Origin of the sequence: Paraburkholderia sp. J41, assembly GCF_905220235.1 — a bacterium.
In the GTDB taxonomy this organism is placed as follows: Bacteria; Pseudomonadota; Gammaproteobacteria; order Burkholderiales; family Burkholderiaceae; genus Paraburkholderia.
The window spans coordinates 91,521-106,702 of the sequence record NZ_CAJMZE010000001.1 but is presented as its reverse complement, the minus strand read 5'-3'; the positions used below and the strand labels follow the sequence as shown (position 1 = coordinate 106,702).

The following is a 15,182-nucleotide window of genomic DNA, read 5'->3' as shown; positions in this document are numbered from 1 at the left end:
GGCAAATGGCGCCCACGAAAAGGGATGAGGTAAAGACGGCACCGCACCGCCTCGGGCGCGCGGCGCTAACGCAACGACGCGAGCCAGTGCGGCAACGAAAAGCGGCCGCCGGGGATCGCCGCGAAGACCGGCGCGCGCGGCACGCTGCGCACGAGATCGGAAGGCGTATAGCCGAATTGCGTCTTGAATGCGCGGCTGAAATGCGCGGCGCTCTTGAAACCGTGTTCTTCCGCAATGCGCACGAGATACGGAGAGCGATGCGCTTGCGCGAGTTCGGCATGCACGCTCAAGAGCCGCCGCTCGCGCACATAATGCGCGACGCCGCCGAGCGGCTCGAACAGCCGGTAAAGCGTGGCGCGGGACACGCCGAACGCGCGGCATAGCGCGTCGGCGTTCAAACCGTGATGCTTGAGATTGACGTCGATAAAGCGGCGCATTCTGCGCAGCAGCGTGCCTTCCAGCGTCGATTTCGCGAGCGCCAGCGTGTCGAGCGAAGGCGCGAGACCCGCCGCGATCAGATGCAGCGTCGCCGCGCTCACGCCGGGCAATTCGCCGCGCGTCATGGCGTGAATGCGGCCCGTTATCGACATCAGATGATCGCTGAGCAAGGCGCCCGCCGCGCCTCGTATCACCACGCCATGCAGATCCACGGCGCGCGGCAGGAGCGCTTCGAGCTTTTCGCGCGGAAACACCATCGCGATGGAAATGCCGCGCTCCACATGCACCCACTCGGGCCGCGCCATGTCGGTGATGACGCATTCGCCGGCGGCCAGCCGGAATTGGCGGCTACCCGCTTCGAGCAGCGTTTGCGCCGTGCGCGTGAGGCGCAAATGCACTTTCAGGTGATCGCACTGGTCCATGCGTATCGCGCGAGCCGAGCGGTGCAGGATGTGGTCCGCGCAACGGCGTCGCGACATCAGCATCTCGCTCATCATCCACATTTCGTTGGTGGCCTCGAAGCCGGCGGCGTGATGGTGCTCGGGCAAGCTCAGGTCCGCCACGTTGCCGAGGCTCGCGCGCCAGTAGTCCATGCGGTCGATGGTTTCGACGTCGTTCGAATCGAAGCGCACATAGGGGACCGGTTGTTTAGTTAAAGACATGAAATTGTTTACCTCGTGTGAGTGCGTTGAGCGAACGGGAATTCCGACTTGAGACGTACGGACAAGAATTGATACAGACAGGCAACTTCAATAAATGCCGCGCGGTTAAAATTTTTATTGGCGGCAAATGACGGGCAGTACGCGATCGCGCAATCGTTTTCCTATTATTGCCGACATTAAAAAAGGGATGTCCGCGCCGCGAAATTTCGCGTGCGGCGTCTCAATCAATAAAACGAGGTGGGTCTGGATCGGGCGCTTGTCTGGGCGCCCTGGCGAAGCGTGCCGGAGAGAAGCGCGCTCGCTAATTAGATTCGGCGATATGCGCGGAAATTAAATGGCGACGTATCGGGAAATGTGTCCGTTTGTCTGGTCCGAACCCGAATGCTTTACCTTTAATTCCGAAAAAAGAATGCGCGTATTTTTATTCGGGGAAGTGACAGCAATGAAATCGGATACCAGCAATCAGGAAGAGCAGGCCGGAAACCCTTGGCACGTGAATAATTTCGCGCGCAAGCCGCGTCTCACCAACTTCGAGTTGCGGCGCGATCCTTACGCCGAAAAAGTCGATGCGCCGGGTGCGCAGCCTGCCCGCCGCTGGTGGCAGTGGCGCGATCGCAACCTGCATCTGAGCGCGTTGATGCTGGGCGCGGTCGTGGGTGTGGGCGTGGGGCTCGTGCAAGGCGGCTACGTGGTGGTACGCCCCGCTCGCACCTCGGCGCCGGTGCCCATCGCTCACGTGGCGCCCGCGGCGTGTCTGGCCGCCGCGGGCGAGGAGTCGTGACAGCGCGGCCATGTGGATTGCTACCCAGCGCAGCGTCTTGATCGTGGTCGCCGCGCGTGACCAGTTCGATCATCTCGTGGTGAGCGCGAGATCGGCGAGCGATCTGGAAAGCGTGTTTGGAGAGGGCCTGGAGATCGAGACCGACCGCACGCAAAGCTGGCCGTTCGCGGTGACGTTGCGCTCGGCGGCCGTGCGGTCCGCGCTTGACGTCGCGCTCATGGAGATCGACTACCACCACTATCCGGCGCCCAAGTTCGGTTGAGGCCGTTTCGGTTATTGCGCGCGGCGCCGTTCGACGCGCGAACGGCTCTAGACGGCGAGCACGCGCGCTTCTATGCCCACGAGCCGCTTGACGTGACGCGGCGCCGGCACGAGGTCGAGGCCCGAATAGAGCACGGGCGCTCCCGTTTCGGCGTCGAGCGGCGCGCCGCCGCATTCGTAGGCGACGATCACCTGCGCGCCCACGGGCGTGTTGAACAACTCGTGCCAGGAGAACGTCACCGCGTAGCCGTCCGCGCCGATGGCGAGAAAGATCATGCGTTTGAAATCGCCGGGCTGATCGCAGCGCAGGCCGGCGTTTTCGAGCAACGTGACGAGGCGCACGCCGCGATACGGCGCGACCGTTCGGATGAAGCGGCCCGAGGTATAGCAGCGCAAGTCGAACGGTTCGCCGGTCGCGGCGGGAAGGCGGCGCAGCGCGTCGAGCGTTAGCGTGGCGGGGCGCAGCAGGCTGCCGCTCAGGCGCAACGTGCCGTCGGCTTGCGTGTGCGGGCCGGCGGGCGGGAGGTCGACGGTGCGCGCGATGTCCATTCTCGGGTCTCCGGGCCGCAGGCGGCCAGCGTCGAAATGACGATATAACTTCGCGTATATTACGCTCGCGCGCGTAGCGTGGCGAGATCGCCGGGACATGGCGGCAAACGACGCGGCGGCGCCCGCCCACGTTTGCCCGCACGCCGGCGTCCAGTGCATCGCGAGCAGCCAGCCGCCGGGCATGGGCGTGCCGCCTTGCGTCTGCATGGCCGCCGCGCGCCGCAGCGTGGCGGCGGCGCTCGACGCGAGGAGCGCGGCGGCCGCGAGCCGAACGCGCCAGGCGCGCCGGCGCGGTGCGCCGGCACCGTCACGATGCTTCGGAATACTCATCATGACGATGCCACCAGACGCCCGCTTCGTTGCGCCCGAGCGGCGCGCGGTCGAGCCATTGATACATGCTCCAGATGCCGTCGAGGCCGCGCGCGTAGGTCGAATACGTGTGATAGACCACGCCGTCTTCCAGCACGAACGCGCTGAGGCCGGGCCGGTCGCGCGTGTAGGTGGCGGCGTCGGTGCCGCAGCTTGCCGCGAATTGCGCGACCGGTTCGGGCGGCGGCGCCATGTCCATCGCGTGGCCATCGCGCGCGTAGTTGTATTCGAGGTCGCCGGTGCGTTGCTGCGCTTCGGTGAACGACACGTTGAAGTCGAAGTTGAATGCATTGTCGTGCGACGAAGCCCACGGAAAACGCCAGCCCATGCGCGTGCGGTACGCCAGCAGCTTCGCGAGCGGCGCGCGCGAGACGGCCATCAGCGTGACGTCGTGATGCGCGAGATGCACGGCCGCGCCGTCGATACCGTCGGCAATGGCCGAGCACGAAGGGCAGCCCGCCCGGTAATCGGGGCCGAACATGAAGTGATAGACGAGCAGTTGCGAGCGGCCCGCGAACAGGTCGGGCAGCGAAGCCGCGCCGTGTTCGGTCTCGAAGCGGTACGGCCGCTGGACGCGCACCCACGGCAGCGCCGCGCGTTGTTGCGCGAGCGCGTCGCCGCGCCGTGTGTGCTCTTTTTCCGCCGCGAGCAGCGCGAGTCGCGCCGCGCGCCATTCGTCGCGGGTTCCGGTTCGATGCGTGGTCATTGCCTGGTCCTCCTGAAGAATGATGCCGATGTCGCGATGCGCGCGGGCGCGGGCCGACCGGCGGAATGCCCGGCGGCGCCGCGAGAGTGCCGTGTTAGATTAGTCCCGTCGACGAACGCGAGGGAGTGACAAGTGTGTCGGGATTCCGATGAGCATGGACTCGCTGATTACCGCGGCGGCGCGCGCGCTCGCGGCCGGTGACGCGCTCGGCGCGCTCAATCGCGTGGCGTTGCGCGACGACGCGCCCGCGCTCGCGTTGCGCGGCATCGCCATGGCGCAGCTCGGCGACCTGGCGCGCGCCAAGGCGCTCTTGCGCGGCGCGGCGCGCGCGTTCGGCGCCCGCGAGGCCGTGGCGCGCGCTCGATGTGTCGTCGCCGAGGCGGAAATCGCGCTCGCCGCGCGCGATCTGAACTGGCCGGCCGGGGCGCTCGCGGCCGCGCGCCGCACGCTCGAAGCCCACCACGACCGCCTGAACGCCGAACACGCGCGTCTGCTCGAAATTCGCCGCCTGTTGCTGATCGGCCGTCTGGATGAAGCGGAACGCCTGCTTGCGGGCGCCGACCCCGCGCCGCTGCCGCCGCCGTTGCGCGCGGCGCATGCGCTGATCGTCGCGGGCATTGCAATGCGGCGCGTGCGCACGCGGGCGGCGCGCGAGGCGCTGGCCGTGGCCGCGCGCGCCGCGCAGCGCGCCGCCATTCCCGCCTTGAGCGCCGAAGTCGCGAGCGCCGCGCAATGGCTCGCCGCGCCCGCCGCGCGGCGCATCGCGCGCGGCAGGCAAACGCCGTTGCGGCTCGACGAAGTGGAAGCGCTGCTGGCCTCGCCGGCGCTGGTGGTCGACGCGTGCCGCTATGTCGTGCGCGCCGGGCCGGATGCGATATCGCTCGCGCGGCGGCCGGTGTTGTTCGTGCTCGCGCGCACGCTGGCCGAAGCGTGGCCCGGCGACGTGCCGCGCGACGCGCTCATCGAACGCGCGTTTCGCATCCGCCGCGCCGACCAAACCGACCAAACCGACCAAACGCAGCACGCGCGCCTGCGCGTGGAAATCGGCCGCCTGCGCGCGATGCTCGAACCGCTCGCGCGAATCGACGCCACGAAATCCGGCTTTGCGATCACGCCTGCCGAAGCGAGGGAAGCCGTGGTGCTGGCGCGGCCCGTCGAGGAAAAACACGCGGCCGTGCTGGCCTTTCTCGCCGACGGCGAATCGTGGTCCAGTTCCGCGCTAGCCATCGCGCTGGGCGCGAGCCAGCGCACGGTGCAGCGCGCGCTCGACGCGCTCGCGGCGGCGGGCAAGGCGCAATCGTACGGCCACGGGCGCGCGCGGCGCTGGACCACGCCGCCCATGCCCGGATTCGCGACGACCTTGTTACTCCCCGCGCCGCTGCCGGGCGATTAGCATGAACGTGCCGATACGTCGCGGACGCATCGCCGGAAACGCATCGGCCGACATGAAAACACGGAGCGGAACATGAAGCGCATGGCAGCGGAGATCGTCCGCGAATACGGTCCTTTTCCCGGCATCGACGCGGTACACGGCCTCACTTACGACGGGCGCCAGGTGTGGTTCGCCGTGGGCGACGGCATCGTCACGCTCGACCCGGCGAGCGGGCAAACGCGGCGTGCGATCGAGGTGGCCGCGCACGCGGGCACGGCGTTCGACGGGCGGCATCTGTTCCAGATCGCCGAAAGCGGCATCCATAAGATCGATCCCGAGTCGGGCCGCGTGCTCGCCACGATTCCGGCACCCGGCAACGGCGGCGATTCGGGGCTCGCGTGGCACGACGGCACACTCTGGGTGGGCGAATATCGCGCGCGCAAGATTCATCAGATCGATCCGCAGACCGGGGCGATCCTGCGCACGATCGAGTCGAACCGCTTCGTGACGGGCGTCACATGGGTGGACGGCGAGTTGTGGCACGGCACCTGGGAAGGCGACGAAAGCGCGCTGCGCCGCCTCGATCCGCAAACGGGCGGCGTGATCGAGCAGCTCGACATGCCCGAAGGCACCGCCGTTTCGGGCATGGAATCCGACGGCGCGGGCCAGTTCTTCTGCGGCGGCGGCAAGAGCGGAAAAATCCGCACCGTGCGCCGTCCGCCGGGGCCGCGGGATTGAAGGCGCTTTTAAAGCGCTTTAAAACGCTTTTAAAGCGCCTTTAAAGCAGGCGGTTAAAAGGTATAGCTGATCTTGCCGAACGCCGTGCGCCCGAGCGAGCGATAGCCGTACACGGTCGCGTACTGCCGGTCGAACAGATTCGCGAGCGAAGCCGAAAGCGCGAGATGCGCGTTCACCCGATACGACGCGCGCAAGCTCACGGTCGTGTACGAGGGCAGATAGATGCTGTTGTACTGATCGTCGAACGTCGATCCGCCGTAGAGCAGCGAAACGCCCGTGCTCAGCGCGTGCAGGTGGAATTCGTCCCAGCTGTGATCGACGGAAAGGCTCACGGTCTGGCGCGGCCGGCGGTTGAGCCACGTCTGATCGCTCACGTCCTGCGGGTTCAGAATGCCGACGGCGAGACTGACGGGCGTGTACCGGCCGAGCGTGCCCTTGTACGAGAGGTCGAGCCCCTGCACGCGCGCCTTGCCCACGTTCACGGGCAGGAAGGTGGCCGCGTCGTAGGTGATGAGATCGTGTACGCGCGTGTCGTAGAGCGCCGCCGTGAACGTGCCGAAGGCGGTGTTCGCATCGAGCGCGATTTCCACCGAATTGCTGCGCTCGGGCTGGAGGTTGGGGTTCGCGTAACCGGGATAGTAGAGGTCGTCGAAGGTGGGCAGGCGGAACGCGTTGCCGTACGACATGCGCGCCGTGTACACCGGCGTGATTGCCCAGGCGAGCGCGGCGTTGCCCGTGTTGACCGCGCGCCCTTGCACGATTTCGTGGCGTCCGGCGAGGAACAGCGTGAGCGGGCCGAGCGTCGCCGACTGATGCACCGAGACGGCCGAGTCGTTGCGCGCGGGCACGCCGCCCGGAATGTCGACGGGCAGGAACGCCAGTTCGCGCGTGAAGTCGTACGCGAGCCGGGTTTCGCCGGAAAGCGGCTGGCCGAGCAGCGTGTGGCCGGTCTCCTGATGCGTGAGCGAGGTGGAGGTGGAAAGCCGCGTCGAGTCGATCTCGTCGGTGGCGATCGACCGGTCGTTCGCGTAGAGGAACTGGCGGTCCGTGGCGTAACCGAGCGACTGGTCGAATTGCGTGGTCGGCGTGATGTCGAGATGGAACGCAATGCCCGTCGTGAGCTGATTGTCGCGCTGCCGGTCGTCGCCGCCGAGATTGTCGTACGAGAGATCGCTGCGGTGATACAGCGCGAAGGTGGAGATCGACCAGTCGTGGTGCGCATAGCCGAGGCGCGCGTCCAGGTCCTGCGCGTGGTACGGATTGCGGCCGTTCTCGTGACCGTAGGCGTAGGGCTGCGTGGCGTCGATGCCGGCCGTGGCGTAGTCGTGCAGGCCGAGCGAATACGTGAGGCCGCCGAGCGCCGCGAGCGGTCCCGTCGAGGCGATCGTGCCCGAGGTGCGCAGTTGCGTGTCGAAGGTCTTGTTCGAGCCGCCGCCGAACGAGACCGTGGTCTGGTTCGGCTGATTCGACGCATGGCGCGTGAAGAGTTGCACCACGCCGCCCACGGCGTCCGCGCCGAACGAGGCCGCCGCGGGGCCGGAAATCACCTCGGCGCGATCGAACGACGAAGTCGGCAGGTCGGCCCAGGCGGCGGAGCCCGTGGTGGCCGAACCCACGCGAATGCCGTCGATGAACACCGCCACCTGGCTTGCCGACGAACCGCGAATGCTCACCGCCGCCGTCGTGCCGGGGCCGCCGTTTTGCGCGACGCTCACGCCGGGCAGCGTGGCGAGCGCCTGCGTGATGCTCGGGTCGGCGGGCGAAAGGCGGTCGAGGTCGGTGCGCGTGAGCACCTGCGTGCTGGCGTAGCGGCCGTCGAACGATTGCGGCAGACGCTGGGTGTCGCCGGTCACGAGGATGTTCGGCAAGGTGGCGCCGGCGTCGGGATCGGCGTTGCTGTCGGCGAAAGCGGCTTGCGAGGCGCAGGCGAGCGCGGCCGACGCGAGGAATAGGCTGGAAAACTTCATGATGCGGCTGGAAACAGCTCCTGATTGCGGGCTGTCCGTGCAACGGGCGACCGCGCGGGCGCGGCGCTTTGGCGCATTGGGGGACCCCGCCCGCTGCGGCTGCTGGACTGACGCGATGGCAGGTCTCCTGGCTCGCGGGTCGCCGTTCGACGCCGGCCTTCCCGGTTTCCCAGTGGCCTGAGTGGGCGCGAACTCGCCGCTTACAGTTGCGGGGGCAGCCGCAGACTCGGCGTGTGCCTCACTGCGTTCCCTTTTGATCCCGTCGCCGGGAACCATCAGCGCGCAAGGGTAATGGCCGCGCCGCCCGGGCGTCAACCCGCGCGTCGATATTGCGGCGCGAAGTGTGGCGAAAACGCCGGATCGCGCGCGACATGGCGTTTCGATGATGCGGTTCGCGCGCGGTCTTGCGTCGGCGCCGCGTCGCTTGCCTAGCCTTGCGCCAGTCGCGCGCAGGCGGGCGTGAAAGCCCGCGATCCGCCAGCGCCGATCGCACCCTTTTCCGAAGGTGCCGAGCGGATACAAAACGGATACAACGCGCCGCGGAATAGACACTCGCGCCGGGTGTTTATCCGTTCGAAGGCCGCTGGAACCGCGCGGCGCATTGCGGCGCGGGCAGCGGTGGAGATACGCAAAATGGCTTTGTTCCTGATTGCCTGGCTCGGCGGCGTGCTGACCATCGTCAGTCCGTGCATCCTGCCGGTGCTGCCTTTCGTGTTCGCTCGCACCGGGCGGCCGTTCGTGCGCAGCGGCCTGCCGCTGCTCGTCGGCATGGCGCTCTCGTTCAGCGCGGTGGGCGCGCTCGCGGCCGTGGGCGGCGGCTGGGCCGTGGCGGCGAACCAGTATGGCCGCGCGGCCGCGCTCGTGCTGCTCGTCGTGTTCGGCGTGACGCTGCTCGTGCCCGCGGTGGCCGAGCGGCTGACGCGCCCGCTCGTGGCGTTCGGCTCGCGCCTTTCGGAAACGGCCGGCGACGCGCAGCGCAAGGGCGCGGGCTCGGGCGTGGGCGCCTCGCTGCTGCTGGGCGTGGCGACGGGCTTGCTGTGGGCGCCGTGCGCGGGCCCGATTCTGGGCCTGATCCTGACCGGCGCGGCGCTGCAAGGTGCGAGCGCGCGCACTTCGCTGCTGCTGCTCGCGTATGCGGCGGGCGCGGCCACTTCGCTGGCGCTCGCGCTGCTCGTGGGCGGCAAGGTGTTCGCGGCCATGAAGCGCTCGCTGGGCGCGGGCGAATGGCTGCGGCGCGCGCTGGGCGTCGCGGTGCTGGCGGGCGTGGCCGCCATCGCGCTGCATCTGGATACCGGCGTTCTCGCGCGCGTGTCGCTCGCGGGCACCAATCAGATCGAGCAAGGCTTGCTCGACCGCGTGCATTCGCGCGAGGCCGGCGCGCAGGCGAATTCGCCAGTCAGCTTGCAGGCAAACGCGAACGCACGAGCAAACGCAAACGCACAAGCCGCCGACACGAACGGCACGAACGACACGAGCCACGGCGCCGTCGCGGCGAAAACCTCGGCAACCGGCGCGCTGCCCGTGGAAGGCCGGTTGCCGGACCTGGGCGGCGCGGTGCAGTGGCTCAATTCGCCGCCGCTCACGGCGGCCGGTTTGCGCGGCAAGGTCGTGCTCGTCGACTTCTGGACCTACTCGTGCATCAACTGCCTGCGCGCGCTGCCTTACGTGCAAGCGTGGGCCGACAAATATCGCGCCTCCGGCCTGGTCGTGATCGGCGTGCATGCGCCCGAGTTCGCCTTCGAGAAAGACATCGGCAACGTGCGGCGGGCGGTGAGCGATCTCAAGATCGACTATCCGGTAGCCATCGACAACAACTATGCGATCTGGCGCGCGTTCGACAACGAGTATTGGCCCGCGCATTATTTCGTCGATGCGCAAGGGCAGATTCGCCATCATCACTTCGGCGAAGGCAATTATCAGGAATCCGAACAGGTGATTCGCGAGCTGCTGACCGAAGCGGGCGCGAAGAACGTGCCGGGCGGCTTCGTCACGGATACGGGCAAGGGCGTCGAAGCCGCGTCCACGATGACCGCCGTGCAGTCGCCGGAAACCTATCTCGGCTATCAGCGCGCGCACGGTTTCGCCTCGAAGGGCGACCCTGTCGCCGACGCGCCGCATCGCTACGAGGCCGGTCCGCTCGATCTGAACCAGTGGGCGCTGGCGGGCACGTGGACGCTCGGCGCGGAACACACCGACCTCGACGCGGCGGGCGGCGACATCGTTTATCGCTTCCATGCGCGCGATCTGCATCTCGTGCTGGGGCCGGCGGCGAACGGCAAGCCCGTGCGGTTTCGCGTGACGATCGACGGCGCGCCGCCGGGCGCGAATCACGGCGCCGACACCGACGCCAACGGCAACGGCGTGGTGGACGGCCAGCGTTTGTATCAACTCGTGCGTCAGCAAGGCGACATCGGCGACCGCACGTTCGAAATCCGCTTTCTCGATCCGGGCGTGCGCGCGTATTCGTTCACGTTCGGTTGACGGGATTCATTCGCCCGCTGCGGGCAAGGAGAGGCAACATGCGTGGGTTATCGAAGTCACGAAACACAAAACGGGCCGGCACGCTGCGCGCGGCGGTGAGCGCGCTCGCGCTCGCCGGCGCGGCGATCTTCGGCGTCGATCATGCGCGCGTGTTCGCCGCCGACGAGGCGCACACGGTGCCGCCGCCCGCGCTCGACGAAACGGCCGCGCCGAACGCGCACAGCGAAACCGTGGTGCTCGCGGGCGGTTGTTTCTGGGGCGTGCAGGGCGTGTTCCAGCACGTCAAGGGCGTGACCGAGGCGGTCTCGGGCTATGCGGGCGGCGCGCGCGCCACGGCGGGCTACGAGATGGTGAGCACGGGCACGACGGGCCACGCGGAGTCGGTGCGCGTGACCTTCGACCCGCAGCAGGTGAGTTTCGGGCGCATTTTGCAGATCTATTTTTCGGTGGCGCACGATCCGACCGAACTCGACCACCAGGGCCCCGACGAAGGCACGCAGTATCGCTCGACGATCTTCCCCACCACGCCCGAGCAGGCGCGCGTGGCGCGCGCGTATATTGCGCAGCTCGGCGGCGCGCATGTGTTCGCGCAGCCGGTGGTGACGACGATCGAAACGGGCCGCGCGTTCTATCCGGCGGAGACGTATCACCAGAACTATTTGACGCTGCACCCGGACGCGCCCTATATCGCCATCAACGATCTGCCGAAGGTGGCCGACCTGAAGCGCCTCTTTCCCGCGCAGTATCGCGAGAAGGCGGTGCTGGTGCCCACGCGCGCGACGTGACGGCGCGCACCGGGGCGTCACGGGCCGGATAACCGCGCGAATGCACGTCGAAGAACGCCGGGAGACGGCCCGCGCACGGCCCAAACGCGCTGCGGACGCGCCCCGGAGCGTCTGCAAAGCGCCCGCAAGGCGCGGGAAACTCCTCACCCTTTGCCGCTTCGGCGCGCTCGCGGATCGTAGTATTCTCTTGCGACGCGCTGACGGTTGCTGACATGGCTTTCACTGCCGCAACGGTCGTGCGCAATTTCATGCTCAGCCAAAAAGGGGATGTTTAATGAAGTTGTCGAAGCTCCTGCTCACCAGCGCGATTGCCGCGTCGGCCCTCGGTTTCGTCGCCGCTTCGGCGCATGCCGAAGACGTGCTCGATTCCGTCAAGCAATCCGGCGTGCTCAAGATCGGCCTCGAAGGCACTTACCCGCCGTTCGACTCCCGCAACAGCAAGGGCGAGCTGGAAGGCTTCGACGTCGACGTGGCAAAAGCCGTGGCGGCCAAACTGGGCGTGAAGCCCGAGTTCGTGCCCACGGAATGGAGCGGCATTATCGCGGCGCTCCAGGCCGGCAAGTTCGACGTGATCGTCAACCAGGTGACCATCACGCCGCAGCGCAAGCAAGCGGTCGATTTCACCCAGCCGTACACGTATTCGGCCGCGCAACTAATCCAGCGCGCCGACGACAAGCGCGAGTTCAAGTCGCTCGACGAGTTCAAGGGCGACAAGAAGCTGGGCGTGACGCTCGGCACCAATTACGACCAGATGGCGCGCGCCGTGCCCGGCATCAACGTGCAAACCTATCCGGGCGCGCCCGAGAAGCTGCGCGACCTCGCGGCGAGGCGGATCGACGCGACCATCGACGACCGTTTGATGCTGCCGTACATCATCAAGAATTCAAACTTGCCGCTGCGTCCGGGCGCCGTGCTGCAAGGCGCGGATCAGGACATGGGCATTCCGTTCCACAAGGGCAATCCGAAGTTCGCGAAGGCGCTGGACGACGCGCTCACGTCGCTCAAGCAGGACGGCACGCTCAAGAAGATTTCGATGAAGTGGTTCAACACCGACGTCACGCAGCCCATCGGCCACTGACCTCGTACGCCGCCCGTACGGCAGCGCGCCCGCGTTACGACGCCGGGCGCGTTTTTTTTGCGCCGCCGGCAATAAAGTGTGTCCGGCCGCCGCGCCGATACACTGCGATACAAAGCCGCGCGCGCCTTGCGGTATAACGGCTTCATTGCCGATTCGATTCCCCGGAGCCACTCATGTTTGCCGATGGTTTGGCGGCGCGCCGCCGCCGCGTGCCGACCGCGGTGTTGCAGCGATGAGCACGCTCGGCGCCACCGAAGCCGCGCGCGCCTGGCACTGGCCGCGCACGCTGTTCGCGCGGCTCGCGCTCATTCTGTGCGTGGGGCTCGCGCTCGCGCAGGTGCTTTCGTTCACGCTCACGATGACCGAGCGCGACGACGCCACGGCGACCATGATGACCGACTACATCTCGCGCGAAGTCGCCATGTCGGTCGCGCTGCTCGATCACTTGCCCGCCGCCGAACGCGCGCACTGGCTCCCGCAACTCGCGCGCCGCAGCTACGTGTTCATCCTCGGGCCGGGCACGCCCGGCGCGCCGCCGCAAGGCGCGCGCTCGACGCGCGTGGCCTCGGCCATCGAAGCGGGTCTTGGCGGGCGTTACGCGCTCACGTCCAACGCGGTGCCCGGCGAGGGCGAGCGTTTCCAGATCCATCTGAAGCTCTCGGACGGCGCGCCGCTCACGCTCGATTACCGCCCGCCCGCGGCGCTGCCGCTGTCCGGCTGGCTGCCGGCCGTGATGGTCCTGCAATTGCTGGTGGTGGCGGTGTGCTGCTGGCTCGCGGTGCGCGCGGCCACGCGGCCGCTCAACGAACTCGCGCGCGTGGCCGACGCCCTCGGCCCCGACCTCAAGGCCGAGCGCCTCGTGGAGGAAGGGCCTTCGGAAGTCGCGCGCGCGGCGCGGGCGTTCAACGCGATGCAGGAGCGCATTGCGTCGCACGTCGCCGAGCGCATGCAGATACTCGCGGCCATTTCGCACGATCTGCAAACGCCGATCACGCGCATGCGCCTGCGCGTGGACGTGATGGACGAAAGTGCCGAAACGGAAAAGCTCACGCAGGACTTGCGCGAGATGGAGCAGCTCGTGAAAGAGGGCGTCGCGTATGCGCGCACGCTGCACGGCGCGGCCGAGACGCCGCGCCGCGTGGACCTGGACGCGCTGCTCGATAGCCTCGTGTGCGATTACGTCGACGCGGGCGCGCCCGTGAGTTACGAAACGCGGCGCGAGGTGGCGATCGTCACGCGCGTGCAGGCGTTGCGGCGCATCGTGGGCAATCTCGTCGACAACGCGCTCAAGTACGGCGGCTCGGCCGCCATCGACGTGAGCGAAGCCGCCGATCGCGCGAGCGTGACGATCGCCGTGCGCGACGGCGGCCCCGGCATTCCCGAGGACGCGCTGGAGAAAGTGTTCGAGCCATTTTTCCGGCTGGAGACATCGCGCAATCGCGGCACGGGCGGCACCGGGCTCGGCCTCGCGATCTCGCGCCAGCTTGCCGTGGCGATGGGCGCGCAACTCACCTTGCGCAATCGGCCCGAAGGCGGTCTGGAAGCGCGGCTCGTGCTCGCGCGCGCGAAGCTGTCTTGATGGCAATGAAATGCGGTGGAAAGAGCGCGGCGGTGAAAATGCAATGTCTTGTATCCATCCCTGCGGCGGATACATGGCGATACAAGCGCACCCGCGCGTTGCGCTATAACTCCGTCACGCCATTTCCATTCATTTAGCACAACGGAGAGACATCATGAGTCCCACGGCTTTTCGAGGCGCGTGTCATTGCGGTGCGGTAAAGTTCCAGGTCGAAGCCAGCCTCGAACCCGCAACGCGCTGCAATTGCAGCTTGTGCCGCCGCCGCGGCGCGTTGATGAGCCCGATGTTCGACGCCAGTCGCCTGACGATACTCGAAGGCGAAGAATCGCTTACGCTGTACCAGTTCAACTCGCACGTCGCGAAGCATTATTTCTGCAAGCACTGCGGCATTTATCCGTTTCATCAAACGCGCATGGACGCCACGCGCTGGCGCGTGAACCTCGGCTGTCTCGAAGGCGTGGATGCTTACGCGCTCGCGTCGTCCGTCGCAAACGGGGCGAGCCTTTCGGTGATGGAGGACGCATGAGGCGCCTCATCGCCATCGCGCTGTTCGCGGCGGGCGGTCTCGCGGCGGAGATCGTGCATCCGGCGTATGGTTCGTGCATCGCTCAAAGCGGCGTGCAAGCCGTGAGCAAGCGGCGCGCAAGCGGCAAGGAGATTGCGACCGATGACTGAAAAGCTGGATCACGTACTCGTTGTCGACGACGATCGCGGCATTCGCGAACTCGTGGGCGCGTACCTGGAGAAGAACGGCATGCGCGTGTCGCTGGCCGCGAACGGCCGCGAGATGCGCGCCGCGCTCGAAAACGGCGCGCCCGACCTGATCGTGCTCGATCTCATGATGCCCGGCGACGACGGCCTCGTGCTGTGCCGCGAGCTGCGTGCGAGCAAGCATCGCGCGGTGCCCGTGGTCATGCTCACGGCGCGCAACGAAGAAACCGACCGCATCGTCGGCCTCGAAATGGGCGCCGACGACTATTTGCCGAAGCCCTTCGCCGTGCGCGAGTTGTTCGCGCGCATCCGCTCGGTGCTGCGCCGCACGCGCATGCTGCCGCCCGGCATGCAGGTGAACGAGGCCGCCCAACTGCTCGCGTTCGGCGACTGGCGGCTCGACACCACGGCGCGCCATCTGCTCGACGCCGAAGGCACGATCGTCGCGCTCAGCGGCGCGGAATACCGGCTCTTGCGCGTGTTTCTCGACCACCCGCAACGCGTGCTCACGCGCGACCAGTTGCTGAGTCTCACGCAAGGCCGCCAGGCCGACGCGTTCGACCGCTCGATCGACCTGCTCGTGAGCCGGCTGCGCCAACGCCTGCGCGACGAAGCGCGCGAGCCGCGCTACATCAAGACGCTGCGCAGCGAGGGCTATGTGTTTTCGTCGGCGGTCGCGACGGTGGATGCGCCCGCGCAGTAGGC

General features: G+C 67.5%; 15 protein-coding genes and 1 riboswitch. Of the genes, 11 read left to right on the top strand and 4 right to left on the bottom strand.

From position 1 onward, the window contains the following. Positions 1-65: 65 nt before the first annotated feature. Complete coding sequence (locus U5805_RS00480; RefSeq protein ID WP_322101461.1) at positions 66-1,100, bottom strand: helix-turn-helix domain-containing protein; 1,035 nt, start codon at positions 1,098-1,100, stop codon at positions 66-68. Positions 1,101-1,542: 442 nt separating this feature from the next. Between U5805_RS00480 and U5805_RS00475 the strand changes: the two genes are divergently transcribed. Both U5805_RS00475 and U5805_RS00470 read left to right on the top strand, forming a co-directional pair. Then, complete coding sequence (locus tag U5805_RS00475) at positions 1,543-1,881, top strand: hypothetical protein (RefSeq protein WP_322101460.1); 339 nt, start codon at positions 1,543-1,545, stop codon at positions 1,879-1,881. A gap of 10 nt (positions 1,882-1,891) precedes the next feature. After that, on the top strand, positions 1,892-2,143 hold the full coding sequence (locus tag U5805_RS00470; protein ID WP_322101459.1) for a hypothetical protein: 252 nt from the start codon (positions 1,892-1,894) through the stop codon (positions 2,141-2,143). Positions 2,144-2,190: 47 nt separating this feature from the next. Here U5805_RS00470 and U5805_RS00465 read toward each other — a convergent pair whose 3' ends face one another. Further along, entirely contained in the window at positions 2,191-2,691 is a 501-nt protein-coding gene (locus U5805_RS00465) for a molybdopterin-dependent oxidoreductase (protein WP_322101727.1), read from the bottom strand. Between the two features lie 307 nt (positions 2,692-2,998). Beyond that, positions 2,999-3,766, bottom strand: a complete 768-nt coding sequence (locus tag U5805_RS00460) for a DUF899 domain-containing protein (RefSeq protein ID WP_322101458.1) — start codon at positions 3,764-3,766, stop codon at positions 2,999-3,001. 154 nt (positions 3,767-3,920) lie between these two features. Between U5805_RS00460 and U5805_RS00455 the strand changes: the two genes are divergently transcribed. Together U5805_RS00455 and U5805_RS00450 are read left to right on the top strand one after the other, a co-directional pair. Continuing rightward, entirely contained in the window at positions 3,921-5,159 is a 1,239-nt protein-coding gene (locus U5805_RS00455; protein WP_322101726.1) for a helix-turn-helix domain-containing protein, read from the top strand. Positions 5,160-5,231: 72 nt separating this feature from the next. Continuing rightward, complete coding sequence (locus U5805_RS00450; RefSeq protein ID WP_322101457.1) at positions 5,232-5,876, top strand: glutamine cyclotransferase; 645 nt, start codon at positions 5,232-5,234, stop codon at positions 5,874-5,876. A gap of 53 nt (positions 5,877-5,929) precedes the next feature. Here the strand turns inward: U5805_RS00450 and U5805_RS00445 are convergent, their stop codons facing one another. Next, entirely contained in the window at positions 5,930-7,843 is a 1,914-nt protein-coding gene (locus tag U5805_RS00445) for a TonB-dependent receptor domain-containing protein (protein WP_322101456.1), read from the bottom strand. A 99-nt stretch (positions 7,844-7,942) separates the two neighbouring features. After that, a riboswitch (cobalamin riboswitch) is annotated at positions 7,943-8,135 on the bottom strand. Positions 8,136-8,476: 341 nt separating this feature from the next. Here U5805_RS00445 and U5805_RS00440 point away from each other — a divergent pair. The 7 genes from U5805_RS00440 (at position 8,477) to U5805_RS00410 (ending at position 15,180) form a co-directional block, all read left to right on the top strand. Continuing rightward, on the top strand, positions 8,477-10,324 hold the full coding sequence (locus U5805_RS00440) for a cytochrome c biogenesis protein DipZ (protein ID WP_322101455.1): 1,848 nt from the start codon (positions 8,477-8,479) through the stop codon (positions 10,322-10,324). 38 nt (positions 10,325-10,362) lie between these two features. Further along, positions 10,363-11,109, top strand: a complete 747-nt coding sequence (msrA, locus tag U5805_RS00435) for a peptide-methionine (S)-S-oxide reductase MsrA (protein WP_322101454.1) — start codon at positions 10,363-10,365, stop codon at positions 11,107-11,109. A 274-nt stretch (positions 11,110-11,383) separates the two neighbouring features. Next, on the top strand, positions 11,384-12,187 hold the full coding sequence (locus U5805_RS00430) for a transporter substrate-binding domain-containing protein (RefSeq protein WP_322101453.1): 804 nt from the start codon (positions 11,384-11,386) through the stop codon (positions 12,185-12,187). 232 nt (positions 12,188-12,419) lie between these two features. Further along, positions 12,420-13,766, top strand: a complete 1,347-nt coding sequence (locus tag U5805_RS00425; RefSeq protein ID WP_322101452.1) for an ATP-binding protein — start codon at positions 12,420-12,422, stop codon at positions 13,764-13,766. Between the two features lie 154 nt (positions 13,767-13,920). Further along, positions 13,921-14,292 (top strand): GFA family protein, encoded by a 372-nt coding sequence (locus tag U5805_RS00420; RefSeq protein ID WP_322101451.1) that lies wholly within the window; start codon positions 13,921-13,923, stop codon positions 14,290-14,292. Beyond that, complete coding sequence (locus U5805_RS00415) at positions 14,289-14,441, top strand: hypothetical protein (RefSeq protein WP_322101450.1); 153 nt, start codon at positions 14,289-14,291, stop codon at positions 14,439-14,441. The genes U5805_RS00420 and U5805_RS00415 overlap by 4 nt, the downstream gene beginning before the upstream one ends. Then, on the top strand, positions 14,434-15,180 hold the full coding sequence (locus U5805_RS00410; RefSeq protein WP_322101449.1) for a response regulator: 747 nt from the start codon (positions 14,434-14,436) through the stop codon (positions 15,178-15,180). The genes U5805_RS00415 and U5805_RS00410 overlap by 8 nt, the downstream gene beginning before the upstream one ends. Positions 15,181-15,182 lie beyond the last annotated feature (2 nt).